This window comes from Paenibacillus oryzisoli, assembly GCF_001653565.1.
GTDB classification, from domain to species: Bacteria; Bacillota; Bacilli; order Paenibacillales; family NBRC-103111; genus Paenibacillus_E; species Paenibacillus_E oryzisoli.
Map to the genome: position 1 here is coordinate 99,885 of NZ_LYPB01000048.1, position 16,250 is coordinate 116,134.

Annotated in this window: 18 protein-coding genes; 3 read left to right on the top strand and 15 right to left on the bottom strand. The window is 45.8% G+C overall.

The features are described 5' to 3' along the window. Window positions 1-38: 38 nt before the first annotated feature. From A8708_RS05340 to A8708_RS05370, 7 genes are all read right to left on the bottom strand, one after another. A complete protein-coding gene (locus A8708_RS05340; RefSeq protein WP_239696546.1) occupies window positions 39-1,481 on the bottom strand; it encodes a CoA-acylating methylmalonate-semialdehyde dehydrogenase in 1,443 nt (480 codons plus the stop codon). 114 nt (window positions 1,482-1,595) lie between these two features. Continuing rightward, the gene (locus A8708_RS05345; protein ID WP_068662481.1) at window positions 1,596-1,811 is read right to left on the bottom strand and encodes a hypothetical protein; all 216 of its coding nucleotides are present in this window, start codon (window positions 1,809-1,811) and stop codon (window positions 1,596-1,598) included. Continuing rightward, window positions 1,804-3,246, bottom strand: a complete 1,443-nt coding sequence (hydA, locus tag A8708_RS05350) for a dihydropyrimidinase (protein WP_068662482.1) — start codon at window positions 3,244-3,246, stop codon at window positions 1,804-1,806. Before hydA ends, A8708_RS05345 begins: the two co-directional genes overlap by 8 nt. A 2-nt stretch (window positions 3,247-3,248) precedes the next feature. Further along, on the bottom strand, window positions 3,249-4,544 hold the full coding sequence (gene preA / locus A8708_RS05355) for an NAD-dependent dihydropyrimidine dehydrogenase subunit PreA (RefSeq protein ID WP_068662483.1): 1,296 nt from the start codon (window positions 4,542-4,544) through the stop codon (window positions 3,249-3,251). 33 nt (window positions 4,545-4,577) lie between these two features. Continuing rightward, on the bottom strand, window positions 4,578-5,948 hold the full coding sequence (locus A8708_RS05360) for an NAD(P)-dependent oxidoreductase (protein ID WP_068662484.1): 1,371 nt from the start codon (window positions 5,946-5,948) through the stop codon (window positions 4,578-4,580). A gap of 20 nt (window positions 5,949-5,968) precedes the next feature. Then, window positions 5,969-7,228: a M20 family metallo-hydrolase gene (locus A8708_RS05365; protein WP_068662485.1), complete on the bottom strand. Its 1,260-nt coding sequence runs from the start codon at window positions 7,226-7,228 to the stop codon at window positions 5,969-5,971. Window positions 7,229-7,243: 15 nt separating this feature from the next. Next, complete coding sequence (locus A8708_RS05370; RefSeq protein WP_068662486.1) at window positions 7,244-8,617, bottom strand: aspartate aminotransferase family protein; 1,374 nt, start codon at window positions 8,615-8,617, stop codon at window positions 7,244-7,246. A 457-nt stretch (window positions 8,618-9,074) separates the two neighbouring features. Here A8708_RS05370 and A8708_RS05375 point away from each other — a divergent pair, with 457 nt between their 5' ends. Further along, complete coding sequence (locus A8708_RS05375; protein ID WP_068662487.1) at window positions 9,075-9,701, top strand: C40 family peptidase; 627 nt, start codon at window positions 9,075-9,077, stop codon at window positions 9,699-9,701. A gap of 82 nt (window positions 9,702-9,783) precedes the next feature. Here A8708_RS05375 and A8708_RS05380 read toward each other — a convergent pair whose 3' ends face one another. The 4 genes from A8708_RS05380 to A8708_RS05395 all read right to left on the bottom strand — a co-directional run bounded on the left by A8708_RS05380 (window position 9,784) and on the right by A8708_RS05395 (window position 12,492). Next, complete coding sequence (locus tag A8708_RS05380) at window positions 9,784-10,707, bottom strand: S66 peptidase family protein (RefSeq protein ID WP_068662488.1); 924 nt, start codon at window positions 10,705-10,707, stop codon at window positions 9,784-9,786. Between the two features lie 212 nt (window positions 10,708-10,919). Beyond that, entirely contained in the window at window positions 10,920-11,843 is a 924-nt protein-coding gene (locus A8708_RS05385; RefSeq protein WP_068662489.1) for a tyrosine-type recombinase/integrase, read from the bottom strand. Window positions 11,844-12,014: 171 nt separating this feature from the next. Then, window positions 12,015-12,266 carry a YolD-like family protein gene (locus A8708_RS05390; protein ID WP_068662490.1) on the bottom strand — a complete coding sequence of 84 codons (252 nt, stop codon included), beginning with the start codon at window positions 12,264-12,266 and terminating at the stop codon, window positions 12,015-12,017. A gap of 22 nt (window positions 12,267-12,288) precedes the next feature. After that, complete coding sequence (locus A8708_RS05395; protein ID WP_068662599.1) at window positions 12,289-12,492, bottom strand: YwbE family protein; 204 nt, start codon at window positions 12,490-12,492, stop codon at window positions 12,289-12,291. A 327-nt stretch (window positions 12,493-12,819) separates the two neighbouring features. On the opposite strand from A8708_RS05395, the gene A8708_RS05400 reads away from it, so the two are divergent. Both A8708_RS05400 and A8708_RS05405 read left to right on the top strand, forming a co-directional pair. After that, complete coding sequence (locus tag A8708_RS05400) at window positions 12,820-13,671, top strand: helix-turn-helix domain-containing protein (RefSeq protein WP_239696548.1); 852 nt, start codon at window positions 12,820-12,822, stop codon at window positions 13,669-13,671. A gap of 92 nt (window positions 13,672-13,763) precedes the next feature. After that, window positions 13,764-14,048, top strand: a complete 285-nt coding sequence (locus A8708_RS05405; protein ID WP_068662492.1) for a hypothetical protein — start codon at window positions 13,764-13,766, stop codon at window positions 14,046-14,048. Between the two features lie 100 nt (window positions 14,049-14,148). Here the strand turns inward: A8708_RS05405 and A8708_RS05410 are convergent, their stop codons facing one another. The 4 genes from A8708_RS05410 to A8708_RS05425 form a co-directional block, all read right to left on the bottom strand. Then, window positions 14,149-14,412 carry a DUF3892 domain-containing protein gene (locus A8708_RS05410; RefSeq protein ID WP_239696550.1) on the bottom strand — a complete coding sequence of 88 codons (264 nt, stop codon included), beginning with the start codon at window positions 14,410-14,412 and terminating at the stop codon, window positions 14,149-14,151. 82 nt (window positions 14,413-14,494) lie between these two features. Then, window positions 14,495-14,734 carry a hypothetical protein gene (locus A8708_RS05415; protein ID WP_068662493.1) on the bottom strand — a complete coding sequence of 80 codons (240 nt, stop codon included), beginning with the start codon at window positions 14,732-14,734 and terminating at the stop codon, window positions 14,495-14,497. A 60-nt stretch (window positions 14,735-14,794) separates the two neighbouring features. Continuing rightward, window positions 14,795-15,682 (bottom strand): anti-sigma-V factor RsiV, encoded by an 888-nt coding sequence (gene rsiV / locus A8708_RS05420; RefSeq protein WP_068662494.1) that lies wholly within the window; start codon window positions 15,680-15,682, stop codon window positions 14,795-14,797. Between the two features lie 2 nt (window positions 15,683-15,684). After that, on the bottom strand, window positions 15,685-16,194 hold the full coding sequence (locus tag A8708_RS05425; RefSeq protein WP_068662495.1) for an RNA polymerase sigma factor: 510 nt from the start codon (window positions 16,192-16,194) through the stop codon (window positions 15,685-15,687). Window positions 16,195-16,250 lie beyond the last annotated feature (56 nt).

A 16,250-nucleotide genomic window follows, 5' to 3' on the forward strand; every position in this document is an offset into this window, starting at 1 on the left:
AACCTGAGGCTCCACCTCAGGTTCAACACCTTCCACACTCAAAAATACCGCGAAGTAATCATCTTCTTCTTCGTGTAAAATTCAACGCCGTCTTTCCCGTTGGCATGCAGATCACCATAGAATGAGTCCTTCCAGCCCGAGAACGGGAAAAAAGCCATCGGCGCTGGCACTCCTACGTTGACGCCAAGCATCCCCGCCTCTACCTCCTCGCGAAATTGACGCACAGCTTTGGCATTCTCCGTGTAAATAACGGCTGAATTCCCGAAGCGGGATTGATTGACTAATGCTAAAGCGCTAGTCAAATCGGTTGCACGGAATAAAGACAATACAGGTCCAAAGATTTCCTCCTTGGCAATCGTCATCTCTGGCTTCACATGATCGAATACTGTCGCTCCGAGAAAGAATCCTTCACCGTCACATGCCTCAGCTATTCGACCATCGACTAGCAGTTCAGCTCCTTCCGTGATTCCTTTCTCGATGTAGGTTAAGATCCGTCTGCGCTGCTCATCCCGAATAATCGGAGTCAGAGTAACCTGTTCCTCCATCCCATTGCCAAGTATCATCCCAGTAGCTGCTTTCTTTAATTCGCCAACAAACGCGTCCCCATCGCCCACTACAACTACCGCGGAACAGGCCATACAACGTTCGCCTGCTGAACCAAAGGAAGACATGATGATATTCTCAATCGTTTTCTCTAGATACGCGTCAGGCATGACGATGTGATAGTTCTTCGCCCCTGCAAGAGCCTGCACTCTTTTACCTGCAACAGATGCCCGTTCATACACATACTTCGCCACAGGCTGCGAGCCTACGAAAGATACGGCTTTGACGGAAGGTGAAGTCGTTATGGCATTGACCACATCATGAGCACCATGCACGACATTTAACACACCATCAGGAAGTCCAGCTTCTTGCAGCAATTCGGCTAGTCTCATAGCAGTTAACGGTGTGCGTTCGGAAGGCTTCAAAACGAAGGTGTTCCCGAGCGCAATTGCTAGTGGAAACATCCAGCATGGTACCATCATCGGAAAGTTAAACGGCGTAATACCACCAACCACGCCGAGCGGCACCCGAAATAACTCGGAATCCATTTCCGCAGATATATTCGCAAGAGTAGTTCCCATCATATGGGACGGTGCACCTGCTGCAAACTCTACGCACTCCATACCGCGCAGCACTTCACCAAGTGCTTCTTTGTAGCTTTTCCCGTTCTCACGGGTAATCAATTCAGCAAGTTCATGTTCGTGAGCTTGAAGCAGCTGCCAATAATGAAATAGGATTCGCGCACGCTTGGGAACAGGTGTTCTACTCCATGTTTCAAACGCATTTTGGGCTGCAAATACAGCTTGTTCAACATCTCTCCCACTTGAAAGTGGCACACGCGCAATCACTTCACCTGTTGCAGGATTGATGACATTACTCGTTTCACTATTTGTTGCATCTACCCAAACACCATTTATTAAGTTTTGCAGGTCCGTCATCACCATTCATCTCCAGGGACAACAAATTTTCTCACAAGTTTTTGGACACATTGTCAAATTAATAAGGTTCCGCAACTCACTGCATATACGTAAGGTTTCCTTACATGTAAATACTTAAGCCTTATTTTTACCCTGCGACAATAACACATTAACGTAGTACTTCCTAGCATTGGCCGTCGTCAAATGCAGCTTGGCCGTTTCACCACCGGGATGTTCAAGGTCTAGCCATGCCCCTTCTAGATCCTCGAGCACACCGACAATCCGAAATTGCTGCGCGACATAGCCGTCAAGCTTTTGCTTTTCCGATTGAAATAGCTCAAATTCAGACATGAGGAGCACCCCCTTGGGCCGTTTCCTTAATCAATGGGTTCACCCGCGAGGATGACGAAACATACGTTCCCCTCTTGATGAATTGGCCATTTCCGGCTTGGCCTACGAATTGCTTATCCCGAATCACAAAAGCACCGCGAGACATAACCGTCACTGGCTCCCCTGTGATTTCAAGACCTTCGAATGGATTGTAATCCACATTCATATGGTGAGTTTCGGCGGAAATCGTGCGCTTCGCATTCCCATCAAAAATCACCAAATCCGCGTCCCCGCCAACCGCAATTGTCCCCTTTTTCGGAAACAATCCAAATAGCTTCGCACTTCGGGTGGACACGATATCCACGAACTGGTTCAGTGTAATTCGGCCTTTCCCTACCCCTTCAGAGAACAGAATAGAGAAACGATCCTCGATACATGGCCCACCGTTGGGAATTTTGCTGAAGTCCCCTAGCCCCAAATCTTTTTGACCTTTCCAATTAAAAGAACACTGATCTGAGCCTAACGTCTGCAGTTGGCCCGTTGTCAACGCATTCCACAGCACCTCTTGGTGAAACTTCGGCCGAAGTGGCGGAGACCACACATATTTGGCGCCTTCGAAATCCGCTTTTTCCAAATACGTTTGATCTAGCATCAGGTATTGCGGACACGTTTCTCCCCAGATGTCGACACCTCGATTACGCGCTTCCGTAATTTGCTGTACAGCTTCTTCGCACGTCACATGCACGACATAGAGCTGCGAGTTGGCTAGTTCCGTGAGTTTCGCTGCACGTCCTGTCGCTTCACCTTCAATCAAGGATGGCCGAGTCAGCGCGTGATAAATCGGGTCAGTTCGACCCGCTTCAAGTGCTTCTTTGATTAAATACTCAATGACATCCCCATTCTCCGCGTGTACCATTACGAGTGCGCCATGCTTTTTCGCCTCAAGCAACGTCATATATAATGTACCGTCATCCGCTTGAAAGACGTTCTTATACGCCATAAACACCTTAAGTGATGTAATGCCTTCATCATGAATCATGCTCGGCAGCTCAGCCAGTACCTCATCATTGATTTCTGCGATCATGAGATGGAAACTGTAGTCAATGACGGCTTTGCCTTCTGCTTTCTGATGCCACGTCTGTACCGATTCACTAAGTGGCCTCCCTTTATTCGTTAAGCAAAAATCAATTACAGTCGTGGTTCCCCCAAAGGCCGCAGCTATCGTGCCCGTCTCGAAATCATCCGCAGTGACCGTCCCGCCAAATGGCATATCCAGATGCGTATGCGGATCGATACCACCAGGAAATACATATTTACCAGTAGCATCTACAATCTCTGCGTCTTCTCGCTCGAGGTTCAAACCGATCCCAGTAATGATCCCATCTTCGATGAGAATATCCCCCTGATAGTGATCCGTCGCTGTGACTATAGTTCCATTCTTAATGAGTTTGGCCATAGCTAACCAGCCTCCTTCTTATCGGCATCTTTACTCTCTGCCAGCCCGGCAACAGCCGCTTGACGCTCGTTCCACGTCATGGGCTCTTCTGTTCCTTTCACCTCAACCATCGAGATCGCACCATCTACAGGACACACAATCGCACATAAGTTACAGCCTACACAATCCTCTTCCCTCACTTGCAAAAAGGTCTCTCCTTGCTCATCCGTATGTCGCTCAATGCATTGATGCGAGGTATCCTCGCAGGCAATATGGCACTTATTGCAATTAATACACGTTTCCGTGTCGATCTTCGCAACAACGGCGTAGTTCAAATCCAAATTTCCCCAATCGGAATAGCGCGGGACGGATTTCCCGATCAGTTCGGAGACGCTGGCCAACCCTTTTTCATCCAAATAGTTATTCAGTCCATCGATCATATCCTCCACGATCCGGAAGCCATGATGCATAGCAGCCGTGCATACTTGAACGCCTGTTGCGCCCATGAGCATAAATTCAACGGCATCTCGCCAGGTGGAAATGCCCCCAATGCCAGAAATCGGAATATTCACTCCTGGATTACGCGCGCAATCGGCAACCATATGCAGGGCAATTGGCTTCACAGCAGGGCCGCAATAACCGCCGTGTGAGCCTTTACCGCCGACATGTGGAATCGTGTTCCACGAATCGATGTCGACACCGGCGAGCGAGTTAATCGTGTTGATGAGCGAGATCGCATCCGCCCCGCCACGAACGGCTGCTAAAGCAGTGCTCGTAATATCCGTGATGTTCGGCGTCAGCTTCACAATCACAGGTGTTTGGGCGGCTTCCTTCGCCCACATCGTCTGCGCTTCCACAAGATCAGGCTGTTGACCAGATGCCGCTCCCATCCCACGTTCCGCCATGCCATGCGGACATCCGAAATTCAGTTCAAGGCCGTCTACGCCAACAGCTTCGACCTTCTTGACGATCTCATGCCACTTCTCTCGCTTGGGCTCAACCATCAGAGATACGACCAGCGCATGATTCGGGAACCGTTTCTTCGTTTCATAAATCTCTTTCAGATTAACCTCTAGCGGACGATCAGTGATGAGCTCAATATTGTTAAAACCTGCAACTCGCTGTCCGTTGAAATGAACAGCAGCAAAGCGCGAAGATGTATTAATAATGGGATCGCCTAGCGTTTTCCACACGGCACCTCCCCAGCCCGCTTCAAAAGCTCGCTGAACCTGATACCCCGTGTTCGTCGGTGGAGCTGATGCCAACCAGAAAGGGTTGGGTGATACAATGCCAGCTAGATTCGTTCGTAAATCAGCCATGCTGAATCCCTCCTGATTCTGTAGTAGCCCTACCTAAGCTGTTGCCTCTTGCCCCTTCACCAACTGCTTGTAAATCGCAAATGCAGTCAATTTCCCTTGTTGAGCTGCGGATACAACCATTGCTTCGCCCTGACCATCACCGAAAATAACATCGCCAGCTGCGAAAACCTTCGGGTTCGATGTCATCCCAGCACTTGCATCTACCAACGTCACCGTGCCCCGCGAATGAGCGAGTCCAAACTGTTCGATCAGGGAAATATGCTTCGTCTGACCAATCGCCTTTATTACCGCATCTACTTCAATGACAAATTCGGAATCCGCAATCGGAACTGGGCGTTTACGCCTTCCGTCATCAGTCTCAAGAAGCTCCATCCGAACACATTCAATACCAACGACGTTACCCGCTTCATCTCCGAGGATCCGTTTCGGCGCCGTCAACCACTGAAAGGAAACACCGTCTAACTTCGCAAACTCGTATTCAAAATCATACGCTGTCATTTCTTCTTGCGTACGTCTGTACACGATCTGAACATGATCTGCCCCAAGTCTGACAGAGCACGTGGCCGCATCTATAGCGGTATTCCCAGCGCCAATCACTGCAACCCGCTTTCCAACGAAAGACTCATCGAGATCTGGAGCCGTTTTCGTCGACTCTACGAAATCTATCGCGTCATAGACACCGGTCAATTCTTCGCCATCGATACCAAGCATAGGTACTTTAGACATCCCAACTGCAATCACCACCGCATCGTAATCACTAAGCAATTCAGCAGCACTGACGTCAACACCGACACGCGTGTTCATCCGGAACTCCACCCCTAGCTGCCTGACTTGCTCGACCTCCCAAAGCGAAATTTCCTGCGGCAACCGGAATGATACGATACCATACGTGTCCAAACCGCCACCTTGCTCCCTCGCTTCGAATACCGTCACTTTAAAACCGAAGCGGGCCAGCTCGCGAGCTGCCGCAAGTCCCGCAGGTCCGCTGCCCACGATAGCGACAGTTTTCCCGTTACTTGCCCCAGCTTGAAATAATATCTGCTCATTCTTGATGGCCCAGTCCGTAGCATACCGTTGCAATTGACCAATTAAGATAGGCTTGGACGAATGATTGAGAACACAAGCCCCTTCGCATAATTCCTCCGTCGGACATACGCGTGAACACGAAGCGCCAACGGGATTGGCATCCATGATGGTTCTGGCGGAGCCTTTTAGATTGCCTGAGGCAATCTTTTTAATAAATGAAGGGATATCTATGCCTGTTGGACAGGCATGTGTACAAGGAGCGTCATAACAGAACAAGCACCGGTTGGATTCTTCGATTGCTTCTTTGGGCTTCATCCCTGCCTTCACTTCGGCAAAATTACGCTTCAAATCCGTTAACGAAATAAAAGTCGTACCCATCTTCGCTCCTCCTCCCTCATTCAAAGTCGCCCTTCTGGACTACTTACGATCTTACGGGCGGTTCGGTATAAAAGCTCCGTCCCCCATGCAATATCCTCTGGGCTCGCATATTCCTTCGGATTGTGACTGATTCCCTCCAGGCAGCGCACGAAAATCATGCCGTAATCGCATACGTAAGACATGGCCAATGAATCATGGAAGGGACCACTCATGAGCTCAGGCGGCTTCATCCCCATCAGCGCCGCTTCGTTGTGAAGCGCATTTTTGATCCAATTCGCACAATAGCGTGGCTCACTATTCGTATCTTCTCGAATTGTATAGGTGAGTCCATGTTCGCAGGCTACGTTCTCTATGACACTTAAGAGTTCTGCTTCAAGCACATTCCGACGACTAAGATCGATGTCTCGCAGATCAATTGTAAAGCTGACCTTCTCAGGAATAATGTTGCGAGAATCAGGAAATACGGTAAGCGAGCCAACAGTTCCAACTGTGGGCACCCCCGGTTCTCGGCGTACAAGCTCGTTAAGTGCAACGATAACTTTGGCGCTTCCGAGCAGCGCATCATGCCGCATCGACATGGGCACGGAGCCAGCATGACCAGCGAAGCCCATCATGTCTACGGTGAGCCACAATGGACCAGAGATTCCGCTCACGATGCCAATCGGCTCGTTCAGCGACTCCAAGACTGGGCCTTGTTCAATATGCAGCTCCAGAAAAGCACCAATACGGCCTTCTTGGAACGTATAGCCCTCCATATTCGCTGGATCGCAGCCAAATGCTAACAGTGCTTCTCGGCGTGTAACGCCGTTTTTGTCCGTACGATCCAACTCATCCGCTTCGAGTTTGCCGATCATACCTCTAACACCGAACAATCCTTTATTAAAGCGACTGCCTTCCTCGTCACAGAAAGCAACAACTTCGACATTACACATGGGTGTCACGCCTTGTTCCCTCATCGTTTGCACCGCTTCTATCGCACCAAGCACTCCGATCGCCCCATCAAACCGCCCCCCATAAGGTTGTGAATCCACATGCGATCCAAGCATGAGTACCGGAGCCTCAGGGTCACTTCCGCGCCATACGCCGACTAGGTTAGCGAAGGGGTCGATATACGCCTCCATCCCAGCTTCTTCCATCCAGGATTTCACAAGCTCCACGCCAGCTCGATCCTCCTTTGATAATGCCAGACGACACACGCCTGTTTCTCCGATTTTCCCAATTTGCGCCAGATCATGAATGTGCTGTCCAAGACGTTCTGTATTGATTTGGATAGGTGGCATTGTCGACAACTCCAATCATCCTTTCTCTTGCTCGTTACTAAACACACTGAGTAAGGTTTCAATAATGAAATTCACGTCTTCCTCCGTCGAGGATAATGGTGGACTGAGTGTAATGATATTCGCATAACCCGGAACGGTATCCCCGTTCTTGCCGACGAGCAGTCCCTTGCGTTTACAAGCTTGAATAATAGTAGTTACCCTTTCTACCGAAGCGGGAACCTTCGATTTCCGATCTTCTACCATTTCAATGCCCATCGCCGATCCAAAAATACGAATTTCTCCGACATGTGGATGCTCATTCAGTGGCTCTAATCGAGCCCTGAACGCTTGCCCAATCTCAGCCGATCGTTCTACAAGACCCTCACGCTCAATAATCGTAAGATTCGTTATAGCGACTTGACAAGAAACAGGATTACCACCGAATGTATTGATATGTCTAAAATGGCTAGTCGTTTCTTTCTCTTTGAAAGAATCGTATAACTCGGCCGATACAGCTGTCGCCGACAGCGGTGAGTAGGCGCTTGTTAACCCTTTGGCCATTGTGACAATGTCTGGTTTCACCCCATAATTCTGATGACCGAAGGGCTTCCCCGATCGGCCAAACCCGCAAATCACTTCATCTACGATCAATAAGACATCATATTTATCGCAAATACTTCTAACTGCCGGTAAATAACCATCATGTGGAACGAGCATGCCACCCCCAGTAATAACAGGCTCCAAGATCACTCCAGCAACGGAATCTGCGCCCTCCCACACGATGGCATTCTCGATCGCTGTGGCACATTGCAACGAACAGGTCTCTTTCGTCTGACCGAAAGGGCATCGATAGCAATACGGTGGGGGGACATGCTGAAAACCTACCCCAAGCGGTTCATATTTCAGCTTACGTTGCGCTTGACCAGTTGCACCCAATGCTCCCATAGAATTCCCATGGTAAGCGCGATGTCGCGAGATGAACTTATGTTTACTCGGTTTACCATTCTGATGGTGATATTGACGAGCGATTTTGAACGCGACTTCGTTCGCGTCGGATCCTGAGTTGGAGTAGAAAATGCGGTACTCCCCTTCGAGCCATACATTCAATTTCGCTGCTAACTCAATAGCGGGTATATGGGATTGAACCAGGGTCGCATAAGCAATTTTCATCATTTGTTCAGCAGCCGCTTCAGCAATTTCACGCCTGCCATGACCGACATTCACGCACCATAAGCCTGACATGCCGTCCAAATACCGATGGCCATCCACATCTGTCACCCAACTGCCTTCGCCAGAAGCGATAATCATGGGATTCTCATTATGAGGAGACATATGATGCCACACATATTTGCGATCTTTCTCTAGCAGTTCCTCTTTAACCAATGGATCAATGTCGTCTTGAGCACTCATAAGCAGTCCCTCCATCTCTTGTCCATGTGTACTTACTCTATTTCTATGTTCGTAATGAGGATGTCATCCCTAGCTGCTGTTGTTATTTTTCAAATGGTAGATTTGCTTATGGCATAATTATCTCTTAAAAGTGGAGCCCCTTACTTATGCGTTAAGTACGTGTTATATTTAATAACTCCACTTGTTATATTATACCATAATATTCATGGTTTTCATTATGCATTTTGCTCCGAAATCCGAATCATAATTTGACATAGTGTAAAGTCAATAGTTTAATCCCTCGCTATACCTCCGTGATATGATTACTATTAAATAATGCTTCATTAAATTACATAACTTATGTTATGTAAACAAAATAGCAAGATCCATACCTATATCCATATTTTGATCATATTCTCTATTTCTTCATTTTGATAGAATGTGTAAGTGGTTACACTCGACATCAAGGAGGAAAACTATGAAAAAGATCATGCTCACAACCGTTGTTGCAACAAGTCTCATGTTTGGTGGAATTGCGTATGCCACACCTTCCAATACGTACATAGCTACGGATTCTGACACTTTCTGGTCTATTTCACAGAAGTTCAATGTACCCCTATCCGATCTTATCGCAAGTAATCCCAATGTGAATGCAAACAACATTTATGAAGGCGTTATCATAACGATTCCTTCGAAGGCTACCCCACAAGTAGGCTGGGAAGTTAAAGCTGACGCGATCATCGCAACGGGTATGAAACAGCTAGGCGTGCCTTATGTTTTTGGGGGCAGCACACCATATGTAGCTTTCGATTGTTCAGGTTTTGTTCAGTATGCATTCAATCAGCAAGGATTTAATTTGTTACATTCCGCCGCCTTACAAAGTCAATTGGGAACGCCTATAGAGAAGAGTAATCTTCGTAGAGGAGACCTCATATTTCTGCAAGGAACCTATACAACTGGTGTTTCCCATGTGGCTATCTATCTAGGTAATAATCAAATTCTTCAAGCCGGTACTATGGGAACTAGAGAAGTGAAAGTTAGTACATTATTTGGCACACCTTATTATGATGCGCATTATTGGGGAGCACGTCGTTTAATTAACTAAACCTGCTTACCTGTTATGAAGCATCAGCAATAAACCCAGTCAACATTCACATAGTTGGATGTTAACTGGGCAGTACGACCAATTAGTTCATAACGGTTGGTTCTAGTACGGTCAATTTATTCGTGTACGTATCAAGTTCAGCCATAGCTCCAATGGGAATAGCTGCTTTATAATAGCCATGGGCCGTACTAAAGTTAGTCAGTAGGGGCTTTCCTAAAGGCATAATAATTCCCGAAATTAAATCATTATATGATGTTGCATAGGAAGTCGTACAATTCGTGCATTGTCCCATCACAATTCCCGCGCAATCTCGAAATTTGCCCGCCATAATTAATTGCGTTAGATAGCGATATATGGTGTTTGTCGGCTCGTGCGTCTCTTCGATGACGATTATTTTACCCACTGTATCTACTTCGAAAGGAGTACCTAGCGTTCCTATGAATGAGGTGAGATTGCCACCTACTAGACGTCCTCTCACCGTTCCCTTCACTAGTCCATTTAGCGGCATACTTGGAGGATTATGAATGACTCGCGGGCTTACTAATGTGGATGTCGCCGTATAAAACTGATCGAAATTGTAAGCTGGCGTATTCGTATTAAAATCAATCAACAACAAGCTTTGAAACGTAATGAGATTCGCAAATTGGAATAAAATATTGAGTAAAATCGTAATATCACTGTAACCCGTTACGATTTTTGGGTGACTATTAATGAGTGGATAATCAAGGAGCGGTAATATATCCTTAACCCCAGTCCCCCCTCTAGTTGGGAGAATCATACTCACCTGCGGATTGATAAACATACTCATCAGGTCTTCCGCTCGCTGTTCAGCCGTCGCTGCAACGATCCCTCCGTACGCATAAGCGTATTTGCCCACAACAACATTAAACCCCATATCACCAAGTGTCGCTATTCTTGCATCAATCGTATTGGCATCAAGCGGGCTTCCTAATGTTACAATGCCAATGGTATCTCCACTTTGTAAGATGGGTGGGCGTACTGCCATCGCTATACCTCCTACCAATGACATTGTGATGAGAAAACCTTCTATCGTCGTCTTTCCGAGGATGTGCAACCGCGTTTTATAGGTTGTTTTTATCGCCAAATAGAAAGACGGTTTTCGGGAACCGAAAACTTACTCTTTCTATAGTGGTAAAAAGGAACTTCTCCCTCAATCCCTTTTATGTTTCGAATCATGTAATTATGACAACATCCTCCTCAGATTCCCATTCCAACTGGAATAAATGCTGATACACGATTCATCGCTTCCAGCTTTTGTTTATCCCCCACGTGCGTATAGATTTGAGTCGTTTGAATACTGGCATGTCCGAGCAACTCTTGCAGCGTTCGGATATCTGTGCCTGCGATCACTTGCATCGTAGCGAATGTATGTCTTAATTTATGGCTGGAAAATGATTTTCCCTGCAGCTCCAAATATTGCCCTTTCAATTGCTCGAAATGTTTCTCCGCAATGGATTGGATCATTCGTATGCTAATGCGTCGACCGAATTGCGATACAAAGAAAGGCTGCTCGCTACCGCTTCTTGCCTCCAGTCGCTCAACTAGCGCACGCTCAAGCACATGGACGATTTCGCTGGGGAGAGGAATGACACGCCACTTGCGCCCTTTGCCTAATACCATCAAAGAATTCGTCCCGCGATTGAAATCGGACATATTTAATCGGTGAAGTTCACTAACCCGCAAGCCTGCGTAGCTCATTAATAGAAACATCGCTACATTGCGAATCTGGTATTTCCCTTCAATGGATTGTAGAAAGACAGAAAGCAACTCCTCACTCAAGAAGGTTGGAACGGCATTCTTCTCTACCTTTGATTTCTTGACTGTAATCGAAGGATTGTTCTTCACGATCTGCAATTCAATAAGCGCTGTGTAAAATGTTCGGATCGATGAGAGATAGCGATTTCTCGCGGCATCTCCCGCCCCACCCTGGCGCATCTTCGTTAAGAATCGCATGATATCGATTGCCTCAATCGTAGATATCTCTTTCTCACCGAGGCTTGTCAGAAATAAACGAACATCGCCTAGATATGCTTGTTGTGTTCGTTTCGTGAACCCTTGATCCTTCATCCAAGTATCAAAAAGCTCCAAATACTCATCATCATATGTGAATCTAGTGTCCATTCTAGTAAACTCCGTTCGTTACAAGTTAAATTGCGTTAAATATAGATTTAGTGCAATTTTTCCGATGAAAAAATTGCTTATTTTTACACTCAGAACCATCAGAATCTATCACCGGCTTTTACTAGAGCGAAGAATAAGCGTAGTATTGAAAGAATGTTCAAAGAATAGCTCTTAGTCCCGCGGATACTCTACCTTCATAATATCCATGAATGGTACCTTGTCGAGCTCGCCGTTGCATGTCATATGTACTCTACCCGTACGTGAATCCATCGCTGCAATCGTACCTCGCACCGTTTCTTCTCGCCCCCATACCGTTAACACAATCTCGGAGTTCTCCATCTTCGCTTCCGACAACTGGTTCCCGATTTCCTCTAGAACGAATTCATCGCGTGTTGGCCGTTTTGCTACTTTCGCTTTTGCCATTCCTTATTCTCCTCCATGCCCGTCAACTCAACGGGCTGATAATTTCTTTCACACGACCGACTTGGCCATCTGTCAATCTTACTTTTATACCATGTGGATGCGTAGGTGAATTCGTCAATAAATCCTTCACAATCCCGCGTGTAAGTTTCCCAGTTCGTTGGTCTTGCTTTAACACAATGTTAACTTCTCTGCCAGGTACAACATCTTTCCGATTTTGTCCATTCATGTTGCGTAAGTCGCCTGCCTTCATGCCATAGTGTGATTAATTATACCATAGTTTCCCCATATACCCCATCTCAATGAAAGAATTCACCCGCATTTTTAATTAATGCCATTAATATTTTATGTTGTAAATTTTAAATTCGATAGCAAATTGGATGTTTTCCTTAAGATTCAGCGCCATTATTCCCGCATCGCCCCTGCCAGATGTTAACTATTTTACGTGAGCATAGTTTCTCACTTATAATGAACATATACGCAAGTTACATCGGTTTAACTGACATACTCATATCATGGCGTCAACTCGGAAGGAATGCATGTTATGCCTAGGTTCATGGACAATACAATAAGTCCTTATCCACTTCGAATTATTACTTTACCTATCGATGCTAGTAAATTAAAATTGCAATCGTTACGAATTCTACATGTCGGACATCTGCCAGGACGGATTATGTACCGCGGACATGGCAAATTCGAGAGCTTTGCTATTGTCTATATCTCAGGAGGCAAGGGAACATATAGAGTCAATAATGGTCCTGTTCAAAAAGTAGAAAGCGGAAGCCTCTTTTTCTTCCGTCCGAATCAGGTTTATCAATACGGCCCCGACCCTGGCGGTTACTGGGATGAGTATTATTTTAGCGTTGAAGGCAGTCGAGTGACGGAATGGCAGAATAGTTGGTTAACGGATTTAGATCAAGTGAAGCAAGTTGGTTATGAGGACGCTGCACAGCATAATCGGATTGAGCGCATATTCATGGGGATGGAAAGTGGTATCCCTGCTAATATTGATCGAGCCGCTTTGCTGGTTGAGTCATTGCTATTCGAATTTATTCAGCGGGCTGAAGCTACGACAGAAACAACGAAGTCCAGTCAGTTCATCAATCTGATCAATGAGCTTAGCGATTCGTTATATCAACCATTTGATGCGCTAAGCATTGCCAAACGGCATCATATTTCACTCTCAACCCTTCGTAGAATTGTTAGTGATTATTCCGGTTATCCGCTAAATACCTATATGCATCGAATGAAAATGGCGGAAGCCAAAAATGTGTTGTTGAATACGACGATCTCCGTAAAAGAAATTGCCGATTCACTAGGGTACAAAGATGTCTTCTATTTCTCCCGTATATTCAAAAAATATGTAGGCGTCTCTCCGCATATCTTCCGGAATACGATGCACACCTAAGTTTAAATATTTTCGGCGGCTTAGCACGACTTGTCACATTGCCGCATATGATAGATTGAAAGCAAATCATCGTATGTGGAGGTGAATCAGACATGGCACTTACACTATCGGGTTTAATGCTTTATGCAATGTGGCTTGTCTTGGGAGTCATGGGTCTTAGCTTTGTAGTAGACTTGTTTAAATCGTTCTCCGCTGGCACGTTTTCTAGCGCTACGATTACAAATTACTTGAGAGACCTTTTGTACTTTGTGTTCCCTTTATTCTTACTTTCCAACATGATGCCGCTAGATCATACCGATTTCATTATCAAGATTGCCTATTATATCGGTGTGCTTGGCGTCCTCTATAACTATGTTGGAGGCTATTTCAAAAAATAAACTTGCAACCGCATTCACAACAGCTGCTGACTTGCTCAGCAGCTTTTTTATGTGCCAAAAAAGCTGCATACCACAGGTAAACAGCCCTTTAAGCATCCTTTTAGAATCGCGGTAAATTGGATAAATTATTGCTTGGATCGCCATCTGGATACGAACGCAAGGTTTTCTCGCCTTTCCGATTTACACCCGTATTCGCATCTTCGATTAAATCCGCTTCCGTCATCTCGATGGCAGTCTGGACATCAACCACTTGACCATTTTGAAATTGCACCGCCTCAATGCTACCATTTTCATAATGAACAGATTGGATCATCGCTTTATTCGGATCAATCGTATGTGGACCACTATTACGTCGTCGCGGCATTAAATACCCTCCTCTATCTTCCAGCAAGTTGTTCAACCCCACGGCTGTGGGGCCTCGTTGCAGCTTCTATCAGATCCTATAACTAAGACTGTGCAGACTCACTCTGGGATTTCATTTCCTGTTTCAAATCTTCGGTCTTCTGCTGCGCTTGCTTGATTTGATTCTGAAGTTCCTCTACCTGCTGCTCGGCCTCCGTAAGTGCCGCTGCTGTAGCTTGCGAATAAATTTGCTGAGCAACTTGCAAAGTTTGTTCAGCAGCTTGCTCTGCTTTTTGGGCAACATCTTTGATTTGCGCTAAACCCAGTTCCTTTTGTTGCGGCATGGTTGATACCCCCAGCTGATGTTTTGCATACCCAATTAATGTAGGCAATGAAGTTCAATTTTATTCGGGCAAAAGGTAAGCATGTGTACTTAATTGGTCAACCAAGAGATTCGACGGTATGATGAATTCCGGAGTCCCCATGTAACCTGGTGTAATTTCATATTTTTGAAACACAATAACAAGCTTGCCCTCCTTATTGATATAGTAACTTTGATCCTTCTTAATCGATTTGAAGTAGAAGTTCACTTCGTTCGGAACGCCTTCCACCCAATACACTTTGCCTGCATCCTCCTTCATCTGTTGGATCATTTGTGCCCTCAGATAGTCACTAATCACTTGAATATATCCTTCATCTTTAAATAAGCTCGGTAGCGTGATTAGCAACTGATTCTTCTTATCAATCGTGTCATATTGAAACGTTGTGGACGACGATGCAGCTGTGTTCACAACATATCTGCCTACAGCGAAGATCTGGTCATTGTCCGTTTTAACAATATACCCACTATCAACCCCAAGGTGTCCCTCGAATCCACTCCCTTTCAACTTCTCAATATCTCTCATGAAATCCGTGTAAAGCTTCTTACTTTCGTCCAAGTATTTCGTATTCAGGGACTCCTCCAGCGCTTTGTTATCCAAATTAGTGATGAGCGGCACTTCAACTTTTGCTTTATTGGCACCATCATCATATTGGTATTCCCGAAAGGTGAGTACTTGGATCAGTTTGCCTACGACAGGTACATCTGCTAACGACCCCGCGAATACTGGACTCGTATTAAGGCCCGCAACAAATAGGATAACCGCTGCCGCGGCAGCTATGGAGGTCCATTTCAGATGAGTTCTCGGCTTTTTACTATGTTGCTTGATCGCTTGATTGACTATGAAATCGAGCTCTGCAGGAATAGGTATGTCCATATAGGTTTGTTTCATTTGTTCTAACTTCTCGTCCATGGTTAGTTAACCTCCACTAGCGTATCATCGTTCATTTTAATCCGCAAAAGCTTCAGTGCTTGGTAAAGCCGCGTCTTAATCGTACTCGAATTTTCTTTTAACACATCTGCAATTTCATCGATCTTCAAATCTTCAAAATAGCGAAGCGTAATCACAGAGCGATAAATGGTCGGTAAATCGTCTAACGCTCTCTCTAAGTCAATATTCGAATAGGCATCTTCACTGCCAGGCATTATCGCTTCCATCGTCACATCGTCCATAACAGTAAGCTTCTTGTGTTTACGTAAGAAATCTAATGACGTATTGACGACAATACGGTAAAACCAGCTTTTAATGGCCACATGGCTTTTCAATGAATCTGCGGCTGCAAAAGCTTTCTGAATGGCTTCTTGCACGATATCGAGTGCATCCTCCTGATTCTTCACATAACTGTAAGCAAGTCGATATACATGTTCCTTATGTTCAGTTATACAGGCAATGAGTTCAGCTTCAAGCTTCCTATTCGTAGTCATATCGTTGATGACGCTCCTTTTACCGCGCGGTTAATCAGAATTGAATCATGTTGTAG